This window comes from Wolbachia endosymbiont of Drosophila nikananu (genome assembly GCF_028981865.1).
GTDB classification, from domain to species: domain Bacteria; phylum Pseudomonadota; class Alphaproteobacteria; order Rickettsiales; family Anaplasmataceae; genus Wolbachia; species Wolbachia pipientis_B.
Map to the genome: position 1 here is coordinate 1 of NZ_JAPQLL010000071.1, position 14,420 is coordinate 14,420.

A 14,420-nucleotide genomic window follows, 5' to 3' on the forward strand; every position below is an offset into this window, starting at 1 on the left:
GGTGTCATCCCAGTGCCCAGACACTGGGATCCAGCTTTCTTTACAAATTCACAAAAAGTGCTTCATTTTATAACGCAAAACCCATATTCACCAAACCCAATGCATTACTTGCAATTAAGTTTCCTGGATCCCAGTGTCTGGGCACTGGGATGACATCATAGAGGCGCTGGCCCTGACAATCGTCATCCCGCAGCGGGATCTAGAGATACCGCGGCGGTATAGCTATACCTTTTTTCTACTTAGTTTTGGTTATGCAAGAAGTCTATTATAATCAGGCTTTAAGTATGCGGAAGTAATTTTTTGCATTAGAATAAAAAATTTTTTCTATAGCTAATCAAAGTGGGATCAATAGAAACTTACCACTTTCTTTACAAAGGATTTGATGTTACCATTTGATGAACTATTCTGAATTTATTGAATGAACATTAACATAAAGAATCTAGTTCATGCTTTTTCTAAATTGCCAAGTTTAGGACCATCATCATCACGCAGGTTGGTTATACATTTACTCCAAAACAAAGAGAAAGTTATGCTACCACTTGTATCTTTGATTAAAGAGCTAGCAGATCTTATAGTAGAATGTGAGATTTGCGGAAATCTAGATACTAAATCACCTTGTTCTATTTGTACTAACCCAAAACGTGACACTAAGTTACTGTGTGTAGTAGAAGAATTAGGTGATCTATGGGCGTTTGAAAAAGGAAATATATATTCAGGTTTATACCATGTTTTAGGGGGCAGATTGTCTGCGATAAATGGCATAGGTCCAAAAGAACTTAACCTTGATACTATTCTGGAAAGAGTGGCAGAGTCTAAAATTGAAGAGATAATTATCGCAATTAATCCGACATTAGAGGGTCAAGTTACTGCACAATATATAATTGAATTGCTAAAAAATTTGGATGTGAAAATATCGCGCCTTGCTTGTGGCATACCAATGGGTGGAGAAATTGACTATCTAGATGAAGGAACGTTAAAAGCAGCCCTCACTTCAAGACAAGAATATGAGTTAAATATAAAATAAGGTATGTGCTTAAAAAAACTTGTATCGTTAATAACGTTCAAGAAGAAAGAAACAGCGCCACCGCTTAAAGTGGTGGCTTGGGAAAATGACCGTCTAAACTATAAGCAATTTTCAGGTAAATTCAACACCATAATTAAAACAATTGATCAGTCTTTTACAATAATATCTTTAGAAGGATATGATGGATGGGGTAAGACGTTTTTTCTGAAAAAGTGGGTAAAAGAGTTAAAACAGCAAAATGAAATTGCAGCTTACTATAACGCATGGGATATCAATGCACTGGATCAACCACTTCCTTCTTTTTTAAATTTTCTATTTGAAGATTTATTTGCATCATATGAAGTAAAAAGAAGCGTTATACAGCAGTTCAAGAACATAAACCAAGAACTATTTTCTCTAAACACACTAGGAAAGCTGATCAGTAAATCTCCACTTGCTATGCTTTCCGTATTGCTTGACGCTACAAAAGAGGCTGATAGGAAAGATATTGGTTCTGTACTGAGAGAGTTGAATACTCTTCAAAGAAGAGAAGAAAACATTAAGGATTTTAAAACACAATTGGCAAAGGTAGTTAATAGAATTAGAAAAGACAAAAACATTTATATAATGGTGGATAATCTTGATGTGTGCCGCCCTAAATTCGTTGTCGATTTTTTGGAATCTATAAAGTATATGCTTGATGTGGAGGGGCTTGTTTTCATTATTTCTGTTAGTAGAGATAAGAGCAATGTGCAAAGAGCAATTAGCACAATACTTGGACCAAATTTTAGCTTGAAATCTTTTACTGATCTCGCTTTGCACTTGCCAAAACAATCAATAGGGCAGTTTACAAGAAAGCTGTTTCAAGATGTTGAATTGCCAAAAAAATCAAAAAGCTTAATTATAGATAGCTTTATGTTTTATGCAGAAAGCTTCTCGTTATCATTAAAAGCAATACAATACTGTGTAAAGAAAATTAAGCTATGTTATGTAAAAGAAGAATTGCTTGATCCGAATTTATTTACATTTTTAGTAATATTACAGTCAGTAAATGCTGATTTGTATGAGGAATTATATTCATCACATGAGAAAGCACTGGAGAAGATTGAGAGTCTAAATAGTCAAAAAGAATGGGAAAAGCTTAAAATTTCTCTCGAGGCTACCTTCAAAAAGAAAGATTCAGAAAGTATAAAACAAATAAAGAACATTTTGTTTTAAAACCCCTGTCTTTGATGTTTAGTGTATGAATATTGTCACTTGCAGGTAATTTTAGTAATGGATGATGTCATCCCAGTGTCAAGCACTGGGATGACATCTTTCTTGGTCTCTTGTATCATAATGTTCGTACAGTTGTGCCCTTAATGCAGAAATTTTAACCGCGGAATTTATTTGCTAATTCCTTCACATTAACTTTAGATATATCTGATAAAGGCTCTTGCTGTTCATATGAAGCATCAGGTCTGATATCTCTTTTATCATTACCTTTAGTAATAGAGCACGTTGCCGTATCAGCCTTTACATGCTTAATACTTGGATCTGATTGAAATCCATGCTTTCTCTCCATTTCTGCTTCAAGCGCATTGCCATCGTGTGTTACCATGCACTTTTCTGTGATTGAGTAAGGTTTGGTACCAGAAGTTATATTGCCATACACTTCAGCATTATTGCGCAACAATGGACTAAAGCGCTTTTTACCTTTGTATGTTGGATGAGAAGCAAATACATCATTTAAACTAGAGATTTTCAGCGTATCATTTTCAACACTTGCAGAACTGCTAGCTTTGCTATTATTACGCATTCTATCCAAAGCTTCTCTTACTTTCTCTTTTGATGGTTTTGGAAACAGTGCTGGCTTGTATGCACATGCTGGTAGTTCTGGAAATGTGTCCCCATCAGATACGGATTGACTTTGAACTTCTTTGCCATCTGGTTGCTTAGAAGAAAAACCAAGATTTTCTCTTTCTGTCTTGCTTAGTGTTTTGAGAAATTTTACAGTCTCTAGTTCATCTTCTCTTTTATTCTGCTCAAATGTGTCATCAACATTTTTGTACACTGGCATAGTTTTCATCAGTGTTTTAAAAGGGTTTGACTTTTTTGCTTCTCTTTCCTTTTGCATCATGTATTCAGAACGAGTAGGAGTTGGAATAATGTGGTCCTCTGGATTTGCAAAAGTAACTTTCTTCTTTTTTGCAACGCTAAGCTCTGGAGCAACAAAATTAGCTTCCTTTCTTGCATTTAGCTCATTAAATCCGTCCCCAACGTTATTTTTTCTTGCTGTAGTGTGAATAACACCTGGAAGTTTTACTTCATACTTAAATTTCTTACCAATAGAGTCTATTGACTCATTGGACGAAGAATCTGTTTGAAGCCCTTTGTTTGAAAATTTTAATTTTGCATCATAAAAAGATATATTGCGTTTTTCTATTTTTGTATAAGTCATGTTTTTACCTCTAAATCTATCAACTAATAAAAGTATAAACTAAGAGGTATTAATTTTGTAATAACGATGCTAATAGGTTTCAAATAAGCATCGCCAGAGGACTCTCTATATAATGCTTAAAGGCATTTAAAAACTTTGCTCCGAGTGCCCCATCAACTGCTCTATGGTCAAAAGAAAGTGTTACTGTCATTATTTCTGCTATCTCTATTTTCTCATTCATAACAATTGGTTGTTTTTTGGATGCACCAACTGCCATAATGCAAGATTGCGGCGGATTGATTATAGCACTGAAGGCTTTTATACCAAACATTCCTAAATTGGAAATAGTAAACCCACCTCCTTGAAATTCTTCTGGCCTTAATTTTCCAGATCTTGCTCTGCTTACTAAATCTTTCACTTCTTTTGATATAGATAAAATACCCTTTTTATCAGCATTGTTTACTATAGGAGTAATTAGCCCATCTTCAAGTGCCACAGCGATTGAAATGTCTACATTCGAGTATTTAAGTATTTTATTATCTATCCACGAAGAATTTATATCAGGAAATTTTTTCATGCTGAAAGCTGCAGCTTTTATGATTAGGTCATTAATTGTTACTTTGTTATTTTCATCTGCTGAGCTAATCTCGTTTTTTAACGATATTAACTTATCAACCTGGCAGTCTACAGTTAAATAAAAATGTGGAACATTCTGTTTGGATTCAGTCAGGCGCTGTGCTATCACTTGGCGCATATTGCTTACTTCAACTATGGTATCTTTCTCAGGACTTTTAGTGCGTATACCACTGTCTAAAAACTCCAACACATCAGCCTTAATTATGCGACCGTATGGACCTGTACCTTTTAATTGCTGCACATTAACCCCTTCATTTTGAGCTATTTTCTTAGCTAATGGGCTTATTTTTATTATACCTTCTACATAACCCTCTGTCATCTGAGTAGCTGACACTGGTTCTTTTCTTCTGGTCACGCGCTGGAATGACACTGAAGAATGACTTGTTGGCTTTCCGTTTAAATCTTGGTATTCTGATTTTTGATTATCAACAGCACTTTTTGCCACTTCCTTTTTAACTGCACTATTGATGGAAGTTGAGGTATAGTTATTAAGCACACTGCTATCTTCTCCTTCTTCCAGCATTAAAGCTATCGGTTGATTTACAGGCACGCCACTTGTTCCTTCTGTTACTAAAATTTTTGCTAAAACTCCTTCATCTACAGATTCAAACTCCATTATGGCTTTATCAGTCTCTATCTCAGCAATTACGTCACCTACTTCAACTTTGTCTTGTTCTTTTTTATGCCACTTGACAATTTTTCCTCCAGTTTTGCTCATTGTTGGTGAAAGAGCAGGCATTAATATTTCTATAGGCATTGATTTTGCATTTAAAGATCTATTCAATTTTTAATTTACTCTTTATCTTATGTCAATCTAATCGTGAATTATGATGAATAAGTCTGTTACACTATCCCTCATGTCATCCCAGTGCTTGACACTGGGCAGTACTATTATCCTATTGTTTTTATTATTTAGCCATAGCTTGTTTGCTAATACCTTTGTTTCAACCAAATCAAATAAAATCAACATGAGAACGGGGCCAGGGTTTCATTATCCTGTAAAATGGAGATACACTTGCAAAAATCTGCCTCTGAAAGTGATAGAAGAGTTTGAGAGTTGGAAAAAGGTCTGCGATATAGATGAAGACTGCGGATGGATAAAAGGCAATCTGCTTAGTGATAAGCACCACGCAATAATAAAAGAAGATACTTATGGATATCAAAAACAGAGTGTAGACAGCAAGATTACTATGAAAATAGACAAGTTTGTTGTAATAGAAATAAAAAAATGCAGTGAAAAATGGTGTTTGCTGTCCTCATCGAAACGCAAAGCATGGGTACAAAAAAAACATATATATGGGGTTGAATAAAGCACCCTCCTACATTCGTTATACCTTTTTGTTAAGATACACCATTTACTACATGCTTTACTTTAATTAATTATTAAAACGAGAGCATAATTTTCAGAGCTATATCTTTTTACCTTAACAATTCTTTTTTGAGTTCCTCTTCAATCATCTTAGTTAAACTCGTGTCAAACTCACTCCTCGAAAAATCCCTAACCTCCCCGGGATCATATCGATTTCCTATCATTTTTTCAATAGCATCATTTATTATGTTTATGTCAAATCCCTTTATAATAGGCGTTACCTTCACCTGCCCTGCAGAGCCTTTACCATAAATTCCTTTATCAATGCAACCACCTGCACCAGGTTTACTGCTTCTAAAACCCTTGCTACACTTTACTGTTTCATACTTGATTTCACCATTTTCTATATATGCTATCCTATTATCTTCAGTAACCCGCAATCCTGTTGTTGTGATTTTTTCTTTTAATTTCACACTATCATCAATTATTGTTTCCGTATAATCTGTATAATTCGTATAATTATCCCTATCCGGATACATTTTATAGATACCTCCACCTCCCATAGTGATTAAATCCTTGCACTCTTGTTTGCCTACACTACACTTTCTTACAAAAATAGGCCCCCCATCCTTATCTGTGTATCTAGATTCTTGGTTACCTCCTCCCTCCGAAACTTTAACCTCAATGATAGGATAATCAGGATCAATTTCCAATTTAGCTTTAATATAATCTCCTGGCATTCCTGCTCTAGTTTCAGTGGAACAGGCATTCTTCTTGGTGGCACTATCTACATAATATTTGCAGCGATCGGGTGTATCTTTTATATGACCTGCTTCACCACATCCCCACACTTCTATTTCAACATGGCTAGATGTTATTTGTGAGCCATCCACATCATGATTTCCACTTCCAAAAACATGGGACTTTTCGCTCTTTTTTTCCGGTTCTTGTTTCTTATTTTTCAGCTGTTCCTTGATTATCTCTTTTAATTTCTTTTTGAGACCTTCTAAATCGAACCTACACAATTTATCAGCATAAAAGACCTCTGTTCTGTTTGCTTTAATTGGTGCTTCTTGTTGCGTGACAACGCCATTTGCATCTTGTGAAATCTTTGTATAAAAAGATTGAGTGTTTTCTTTGTCTACATATCGTGTTGAACGGCTGCATGTTCCATTAAAGCAGATGCAACCATCATCTCCTTGATTACATTTTTCTCTATGTTCTACATCCGTCAATTTGTATACTACTTTCAGTCCTTTACTAGATTTAAATGCATTGTCTATCTCATCATTTCTTTTTACACAGTAACTGCATTTCCCCTTTTCCTGTTTATTGTCGTCAGGGAAGAAAACATACCCTTGCTTATTAAATATTATTTTATCCAACTGATTTTGAGGTCTTTTCAAAAGGTCACCTATTTCCTTGCTTGGAAGATAATAGAACTGATTTGATTCCTTTGAATAAACAGAATTGTATTCAATATATTTTGTTCCCATTGATTTTAGTGGTACTACCTTACCTTCTCTTTCAAGAACAAACTCCTCTGGTTCTGGCTGCCAACCAGAAAGACAAAGCATTTTACTGTTAGAATTTACTTGATTTTTTACTCCCATATATCCCACTTCTATTTTTGGTTGTCCCATATTATCTAATTCTAACTTAGTGAGTTCACATTGATTATGTTCCCTAGGATTTGTTAGACTGCAAGAATCACCATTAGGAAGCTCAATCCCAATATTGGGAACGTAACCATGTTGTTCTAAAATTGTAAATCGAGAACTATTTTTAAATATATTTTCTATAATATCGTTAATATTACTTTTATTGTCACTAGTACTAGTTGTTCTTTCAACTATTCTCGGTTTTACTACTTTTAAAGATAGGGGGCCAATATTTACAGGATGGTTGGTAACATTAAAAGTACAGGAACCATTACTGTAGGTTCCACGTGCTTCATAAGTACAAGCGCTCTCGCTCATCTTCATTTTTATTTCTAGCGTGTTTTCATTTGCTACCTTCACTATCTCAGGTTCCGGAGCAGGTGGTGCCGGGAAACAGCGAATAAACTGCAGACTCTTTTCATCTATACCTTGAGTTCCATGATATTTAGCACAGAGTTTATCTTTTTCTCTATAAGTTTTGAAGTAGTACGTGATGCCATCTTTGTCTAAAATAGAGCGCCACTCAGCTTTATTTTCTCCATACCCTTTAGGGAAATCTAATTCTTTTCCAATCTTTCCGTCTTCTTCTATTAGATCACCAGCTATTACCTTAACTTTAGGGTTGAAGTAATCATTATCTTTATCTGTTATAGGAACAATTCTAACTTGTGGAAGCGACATTGCAAGTTGTTCACAAAATGGAGGGGGGCTAGGTGCAAGTGGCACAGGAGCACATTTTACTTTCTTTTGGTAGCAGGTATCACAGACTTTTTCCATCTCTCCAGGACGAAAAATATTCTTACCCGAAAATACTCTAGAACTCCATGAAGAAATTCCTGACATACAAGCCCCTTTTTGACTGCAAGCGCATATCTTAGGGGAATTAGCAAATTTTATTTTCTCTTCATCAGTAACACCATCTGCCCATTCCCATTCAAGACCCTGAGCAATTTCTCCTCCAGCTTTTGTTTTATCCCCTTCCCAATCGATAAAAACTGCTGCCGAAACTCCAGCACCTGTGCCTTGTGTACCATATATTTGGCGGCAGGATGTCCCACCTTGTAAGTCGTAGCAGTAACTTTTTCCATCATAAGCACATACTCTAATCTTAGGATTAAAATAGCTATCCACTCCTTGATCTTTTATTGCTTTTACCTTAATTTCTTTTACCCAATTGCCACCAACTATTGCCTCCCACCAAGTATTACTTTCTACAAAGCGCGGACAATCAGCATATCCTTGATACGAAGGACCAAATGTCAATAAGAATATCAATAAGAAATTAAGCTTTACATTTTTCATAGAACACCGGTAACCACTGATTAACTTCTTCTCCTTTTTCTTTTATTGCTTCATACATATACTTTATAGTCTCTTTATTAGCTGAAAGTACATGTATTTCTTGCATATTCTTTAAATCTAAATTTAAAGTTACTAACCCTTTATACTGCTTTATCAAAAATAAACCTTCCTGTGTTGGCGTCTGCAGAATTATATTCAGCTCCTCTTTTGATAAAGAAAATGCCTTCATGTATAATCTATTTGCATTGACGTTTGGCATCAAGATCCTTGTATCAACATGTTTATCTAAATATTGAGTAAATTTGCTAGCAAATGCGAGGTTTAAATTTTCAGTACTTAGGATTACCACAATATTTAGTTCCGTCATTCTTTGCATCCAGTTATCAAACTCTTTCTCTGTAGGAAAAATATTACTTATCTCCCATGCTTCATCCAAAACAAGTATTGCAGGTGAGCCATCACATTTTGCCTCAAAAGAATATAAAAAATAGTAAAGTATCACGTACATACATTCTTTTCGTTTTGTGAGGTTTGCGGTGTTGAGAGATATAATTTTTGTTTCCCAGTCAATATCTGATTCATTACCATCTTGAAATAAGTAAGCAAACTCACCACCTTCACACCATCTACTTATTTTACCCCCGAGGAGCAAAAGCACCTCAGAAATTTGCGCAATAGAACGTGACTCCTTGGGTATAGCAAATATGGAATCCACAATTTTTCTTATCTTTTCTTCTACGTCCACCAAGCTCGTATCGGCTACCATTCTTTTGATCAGTTCAACCAACATATTGCGATTGGAAGCACTATCTTCAATGTTTAGTGGATTAAATTTTAGGCTTTTGTCCTTATATTTTGGATCGATTATATAATATTTACCACTCACTGCTTTAGTAAAAATTATCGACTTTCCAGTGTTATCCAATATGACAATTCTTGGGTTAAACTTTCTTGATTCTGATAATAGGAAATTAATGAGTGAAGTTCTGCCTGAATTTGGAGCTCCAAGTATCGTAGTATGGCCATTATTTCTTTTTCCATGGAAATTAAAGAAGTAAGGATTTCCTTCTTTTGAGAAAAAAACTGTTACCGCTTCTTTCCACCTTCCTCCTTTTAATGTACCTGACGTAAAATCATGCAGCATAGCAAAACTGCAAGCATATTTTGCTAATATATTTTTCGGTTGTGCAATAAAGGTAAAATTGCCTGGAAGTTGTGCCCAAAAATGACTTTCCATATGTAGATCAGTTCTAAATATCATGAAGCCAATCAATGACATTATAGAAGATAAATCACCAATACTTTCAGCTAACTTATTCCTATCGTCTGCAAATATTGTAAAAATAATTTTCTGTTGGCAGAAGTCTAGACTAGAGGTCTTTTCAAGCTCTATTATTTCTTCAATTCCTGAGCTTTTAAGTAAGGTATTATCCTCACTAATTTGCAGCATGTTAATTTGTTTATTAAATTCTTTTATTGCCTTACTATTACTAGTAAATATCATTATTTCTGTAATGATAAATTCAGATTCAAGCTGTAAGCACCTATCTATATTGGCTAAGGAGATTTCTCGGTATTCTTTTATGCTGAAAATAGAGCCAAATTTCTGTTGATTTTCAAAGATTGTCTGAAACGTATTGAAACCAAAAGCTATTTTAAAATTTCTAATATATTGCAACAGGTCCCTTTCATGTATTGGATAATCTTTGTGCGTTAATGTAACAATATAGTAGAGAAATTCTATCATTTCAGAATATATTTTACCTTCACTAAATCTTAGACCCAGTTTTTTAGCTCCAAAAGGTCCTAAATCATCGTGAATTAAGTCAGTTATCTTTTGCAACTCCTGGTGACTTTCTTGTAAAGACAGCTTATGCTTATTCTTTATTCTATTAAAAAAAAATGAATTATTGGTATGCTTACCAAAATCGCTAAACAATATTACAATATATAATTCATTTATATACTGTAATTTACTATCAGTGAGTTTATCAAACCGCGCTGAATGTAGCTTATCAGAGAAGTCTTCAGTTTTATTCCATTTTAAGCTCAATTTATTGCGCTTTCGGACAGTATGAATCCAAACGGCAAAATATAGGCTATTAATATTTTTTGATATGCTTTTTCTAATTTCAGTTCTAAGGTCGCTGTAGTTATCAACAGAAGAATAATCTTCTAACTTGATTATTTTTAACAATTCTCCCTGTTTTGTTAGTATAGTTTCTTCATCGTAGTGACAAGCATAAGGAATAAAATCTAAATCAATGCTTTCTAGTAATGCTAAGTTGTTCTTTTTCTCAAGCTTATGGTTAGTTGCTGGTACTTTTAGCTGCATGTGCGTATTCAATAAAGATAATTAAAAAAGATAAAAATACTATCTTAATTTTTATCTTTTTTTTCGCTATCGGATTGTAATTTTATATCTTTTGCAAAATTAAATTTCTCTTTTAAGTAGTCTGTTGCCTTTTCTGTACTACCAAACATCATGATCAGTACACCAAACATTATCATAAAAAAGATTAGACCTCTGAACACTACTGCAAGTATCACTGCAGCTATACATAACCCTATGATTGTTGAAGGACTCATATTTTCTACAGTATCTTTAATTGAAAATGAAGAAATAAAATTTTTTACCGTTTCTTGTACATCCTTTAATTCATCACTCACCGAACTTGCTTCGCTAGAATATGATGCAAAAATGAAACTTAATAAGGCTATAAAAACCAAAACTTTATTCAATTGAGTGCACATCAACTAAATACCCTTTAAACATTCCTCAAATATAACAACTTTTATATCAATAGGCAAGAACTGAATTCACTTATCCACTACAAGTAACACATATTTAATTTTTACAATGCTGTAAGCTCTTTATCATCAACAGGACGACTCAAATTGGTGGATGTTAATTCACTTGAAGGGGTTAAATACCATGTAGTTATTGCCTCTATAGCAAATACTGCTCCTATGACACACAATATTCCTGATTTTGCTATTGCTGCTGCAACAAGACATCCCACTGCTAGAAGAGCACAACCTGCTGCAAGTGCAACGTGAAGATTTCTATCATTGGATTGTTTTTTAGATAGGATATCTTTGGAAGCTTCTTGTTTGCTTGAAACAGCTTTCTCCTCTTTTTCTTCGGGTTGCATTGGATCTTTCTTCTCATGATGTTTAGAAGGAGATCTTCGTCCGCTTGGCCCTTTGGCCCTTGTTTTGGTCAGATGTGCTAATTTTATCTCTCCTTCATCCTCTGGTTGCAAACCATTATCTTCTTCAACAGAGTTTAATGTTGAGTTTAAACTTTCCTCAGATGAAGTGCTTGTTACTAAAATTAAACTGCTCCTTCTGCTACTTACTGGTGATTCTAAACTTTCTTCATTCGTTCTAGGCGATTCTATTCCACTATCTAAATCACTACCACTACTGAGTTTAGAAGTATTTGCACCGCTTGGCACTTCTACAGCACCTGCAGTTGTATTTTGATTTTGCATGGTGCTATCAGAATGATCTTTATTGTCGTTCTTGCTAACAGCATCTAAAGTTATTAGTTCCATAATTATTTTTTCTATTTCCACTCTTTTTGTTGGGTCTAGTTTTTTTGATTGCGTTATTTCTTTTTTCAACTGTGGAAGAAAGTCCTTGATATAATACTTATAATCTTCTCTTTTTTTTTTAGCTAATTTTTTTAATTTAGCTAATGCTTCAGGGCTAGCTCCTGGCTTGGATGACTCTAAGTGTTTTCTGACAGCCTGCTCATCTTGTCGTTCTCTTAGTACTTCTTCTAATCGAATCAACACCTGAGGATCAGCTCCCTGCTTGAAGAACTGTTTGCATGTTCTGGTAGTTTCTTGCACAGCTTCTCGCTTTTTTGTTACTGCTTCGAATATAATGTCGTACATCCTCTCAGGATTTTTTACAGTATTTAGCATAGACTCCTCCATACATAATAAAATGTATAGATACCTCTTTAGCGTTAATTTTACATTAAAACTGGGCAATTATGCCCTATAATGGGCTCTTTCAGAGATAATTATGACTTGCTTGCTGGTTAACTATTTGCTTTGCTGCTTCTACAGATTTGCTTTTGATATAATTGTTCGCTTGTTGAACTAACATGTCTATCACTTCTTTCACAGGCTTTTCCTTATCAACCATGCCAACACTTTGACCGGCCATTAGAGATCCTGTTTCAACATCTCCATCAATTACTGCTCTTCTTAAAGCTCCAGCCCAGAATTTTTCTATTTCAAGCTGCCCATCTTCTTTTGAGATCTGGCCCTTTTGGTATTCATCAATAACTTTTTTTTGATGCTTCATAAAATCATTACTTGCTTTGTTGGCTATGGCTCTTACAGGAATTACAGGAAAATCAGCACTTATCTGCATAGAAGACACTGCATTACGCGCAGCTGACTTAATAAACACTTCCTTAAAATTTTTGTGGGCAATTGACTCATTAGTGCAGACAAATAATGTGCCTATTTGACAGCCACTTGCCCCCATTTCTAAATAATTAACTATCATTTCACCTCTTCCTATTCCGCCGGCAACAAATACTGGTGTTTGTTCATTTTTAAAATGAGGCAATATCTCTTGTGCAAGAACGGAAGTGCTAACTGGCCCTATGTGCCCGCCTGCTTCCATTCCTTCTATTATTAACGCATCTACTCCCATTTTCACTAACCTTTTCGCAAGGCTTAATGCTGGTGCAAAGCACATAACTTTAATGCCTGCACTCTTGATTTTTTCTATATTAGGCTTTGTTGGTAGTCCACCGGCAAGCACTGTATGGCTCACTTTCGTTTCAATGCATACATCTATCAGCTCACTCAACTTTGGGTGCATAGTAATTAGGTTTACACCAAATGGTTTGTTAGTTAATTTCTGTGTCTCTATGATTTCTTTTTTCAATAGGTTTGGAAACATTGCACCACATGCAATTACACCGAAACCACCAGCGTTTGAGATTGCCGAAACCAAGTTTCTCTCTGAAACCCAGCTCATAGCACCACCCATTATCGCAAACTCACTACCAAGAAAATCTGTTCCTTTTTTCCAGAGGCTACTTAACATATAACCTATATCATACGTTTAAAAATGTTTTGCTTATCTATAAATGTGTGTTTCAAAGCGCCAAGTATATGCAAGATTATAAAGAGTACCATAAAACATGCAAGCATCGAATGTAGCCAATTAGCCGTGTTAGCTAGATCTTTGTTTTGATTAATCAACAAAGGGATATGAAAAAAATACTTGATCTTTTTGCCAGAAGCAGAAGACATAACATAGCCAGATAGTGGCATTAGCACCATTAAAGAATATAAACCAAAGTGTACTGTTTTACTTGCATTGATTACAAACCGAGAAAAATTTGCTGGAAGCCGTGGAACATAAGTAAAGACGCGAAAAAATATGCGTACTATGATTAGTCCAAGAATAGTGATACCACAAGCCTTATGAATAGCGTATATGTTGAACTTAATTTCATTGCTAAGTGGTAAGCTTTTCATATAAAGTTCAGAGCAAAGCATACCAATAATAAAACAGCCATCAACCAATGGATAACTCTTAAGCCTAGGCTATATTTATCGTCTTCCATTTTGATTACCCTAAAGTAGCATTTATATAATAGAAAAACTATTTTTCAATCAAAATTATTAAAGCAATTTAGATTTACCGACAATGTAGCTATACAAATTCGACCCAGCCGAGAGTCAAGGGCACCTAAGCCATAGAAACGGATTGAATGCAAAACTTACTTGACACCCTCCGCCAGCCCCCTTATCATGATAGTGAAGGTATTCAGTTATCTTCATCTGTGCAGATTAAACAGCAAGAAAACAACGTAGTTGGCGTCTTATTTTTAATTTTTTGCACTATGTGCACCTTATGTCTTCACAATATTTCTAGGTTTTTACCTACACAAGCTGAAACGCGCTTATAAGTCGTTTAAGACAGTATAGTACGCCAATTTGCAGGATTAGAGAGTGACAACTAGCTAACGCGGGGTTTCTTTTGCCTTTTTTTCTGCTTAGTAAATTTCTTAAACATTTAAACTAAGGTGAGTTGCGTTTAAAAGCAGCT

11 protein-coding genes and 1 pseudogene are annotated in these 14,420 nt (G+C 34.9%); 3 read left to right on the forward strand and 9 right to left on the reverse strand.

The annotated features are described in order from the left end of the window. Positions 1-424 precede the first annotated feature (424 nt). Together recR and OZD67_RS05590 are read left to right on the forward strand one after the other, a co-directional pair. Complete coding sequence (gene recR, locus OZD67_RS05585) at positions 425-1,024, forward strand: recombination mediator RecR (RefSeq protein ID WP_375138160.1); 600 nt, start codon at positions 425-427, stop codon at positions 1,022-1,024. Between the two features lie 3 nt (positions 1,025-1,027). Beyond that, a complete protein-coding gene (locus OZD67_RS05590) occupies positions 1,028-2,221 on the forward strand; it encodes a KAP family P-loop NTPase fold protein (RefSeq protein ID WP_182183529.1) in 1,194 nt (397 codons plus the stop codon). Between the two features lie 154 nt (positions 2,222-2,375). Here the strand turns inward: OZD67_RS05590 and OZD67_RS05595 are convergent, their stop codons facing one another. From OZD67_RS05595 to OZD67_RS05605, 3 genes are all read right to left on the reverse strand, one after another. Continuing rightward, entirely contained in the window at positions 2,376-3,443 is a 1,068-nt protein-coding gene (locus tag OZD67_RS05595) for a hypothetical protein (protein WP_259346663.1), read from the reverse strand. 79 nt (positions 3,444-3,522) lie between these two features. Continuing rightward, on the reverse strand, positions 3,523-4,815 hold the full coding sequence (locus tag OZD67_RS05600; protein WP_182183527.1) for a pyruvate dehydrogenase complex dihydrolipoamide acetyltransferase: 1,293 nt from the start codon (positions 4,813-4,815) through the stop codon (positions 3,523-3,525). Positions 4,816-4,872: 57 nt separating this feature from the next. Next, a complete protein-coding gene (locus OZD67_RS05605; RefSeq protein ID WP_274999755.1) occupies positions 4,873-5,028 on the reverse strand; it encodes a hypothetical protein in 156 nt (51 codons plus the stop codon). On the opposite strand from OZD67_RS05605, the gene OZD67_RS05610 reads away from it, so the two are divergent. Further along, the gene (locus tag OZD67_RS05610; protein ID WP_274999756.1) at positions 5,027-5,368 is read left to right on the forward strand and encodes an SH3 domain-containing protein; all 342 of its coding nucleotides are present in this window, start codon (positions 5,027-5,029) and stop codon (positions 5,366-5,368) included. The two genes, OZD67_RS05605 and OZD67_RS05610, sit on opposite strands and share 2 nt — an antisense overlap. Before the next feature lie 109 nt (positions 5,369-5,477). Here OZD67_RS05610 and OZD67_RS05615 read toward each other — a convergent pair whose 3' ends face one another. The 6 genes and pseudogenes from OZD67_RS05615 to OZD67_RS05640 all read right to left on the reverse strand — a co-directional run bounded on the left by OZD67_RS05615 (position 5,478) and on the right by OZD67_RS05640 (position 13,935). Beyond that, entirely contained in the window at positions 5,478-8,330 is a 2,853-nt protein-coding gene (locus OZD67_RS05615) for a hypothetical protein (protein WP_182183523.1), read from the reverse strand. Continuing rightward, a complete protein-coding gene (locus tag OZD67_RS05620) occupies positions 8,311-10,665 on the reverse strand; it encodes a VirB4 family type IV secretion/conjugal transfer ATPase (RefSeq protein WP_182184090.1) in 2,355 nt (784 codons plus the stop codon). Before OZD67_RS05620 ends, OZD67_RS05615 begins: the two co-directional genes overlap by 20 nt. Before the next feature lie 44 nt (positions 10,666-10,709). Beyond that, positions 10,710-11,084, reverse strand: coding sequence for a hypothetical protein (locus tag OZD67_RS05625; protein ID WP_182183521.1), 375 nt, complete (start codon positions 11,082-11,084; stop codon positions 10,710-10,712). Positions 11,085-11,185: 101 nt separating this feature from the next. Next, entirely contained in the window at positions 11,186-12,265 is a 1,080-nt protein-coding gene (locus tag OZD67_RS05630) for a hypothetical protein (RefSeq protein ID WP_182183520.1), read from the reverse strand. A 91-nt stretch (positions 12,266-12,356) separates the two neighbouring features. Further along, entirely contained in the window at positions 12,357-13,409 is a 1,053-nt protein-coding gene (locus OZD67_RS05635) for an NAD(P)H-dependent flavin oxidoreductase (RefSeq protein WP_182183518.1), read from the reverse strand. Between the two features lie 5 nt (positions 13,410-13,414). After that, positions 13,415-13,935 (reverse strand): annotated as a pseudogene (locus tag OZD67_RS05640) (cytochrome b). Positions 13,936-14,420 lie beyond the last annotated feature (485 nt).

What these genes read in the sequence shown, in the direction of transcription:
- OZD67_RS05615 (WP_182183523.1), bottom strand. Translation starts at nt 8,330, where the DNA reads ATGAAAAATGTAAAGCTTAATTTCTTATTGATATTCTTATTGACATTT.
- OZD67_RS05605 (WP_274999755.1), bottom strand. Translation starts at nt 5,028, where the DNA reads ATGTTGATTTTATTTGATTTGGTTGAAACAAAGGTATTAGCAAACAAG.
- OZD67_RS05595 (WP_259346663.1), bottom strand. Translation starts at nt 3,443, where the DNA reads ATGACTTATACAAAAATAGAAAAACGCAATATATCTTTTTATGATGCA.
- OZD67_RS05620 (WP_182184090.1), bottom strand. Translation starts at nt 10,665, where the DNA reads ATGCAGCTAAAAGTACCAGCAACTAACCATAAGCTTGAGAAAAAGAAC.
- OZD67_RS05600 (WP_182183527.1), bottom strand. Translation starts at nt 4,815, where the DNA reads ATGCCTATAGAAATATTAATGCCTGCTCTTTCACCAACAATGAGCAAA.
- OZD67_RS05635 (WP_182183518.1), bottom strand. Translation starts at nt 13,409, where the DNA reads ATGTTAAGTAGCCTCTGGAAAAAAGGAACAGATTTTCTTGGTAGTGAG.
- OZD67_RS05590 (WP_182183529.1), top strand. Translation starts at nt 1,028, where the DNA reads ATGTGCTTAAAAAAACTTGTATCGTTAATAACGTTCAAGAAGAAAGAA.
- OZD67_RS05625 (WP_182183521.1), bottom strand. Translation starts at nt 11,084, where the DNA reads ATGTGCACTCAATTGAATAAAGTTTTGGTTTTTATAGCCTTATTAAGT.
- OZD67_RS05630 (WP_182183520.1), bottom strand. Translation starts at nt 12,265, where the DNA reads ATGCTAAATACTGTAAAAAATCCTGAGAGGATGTACGACATTATATTC.
- OZD67_RS05610 (WP_274999756.1), top strand. Translation starts at nt 5,027, where the DNA reads ATGAGAACGGGGCCAGGGTTTCATTATCCTGTAAAATGGAGATACACT.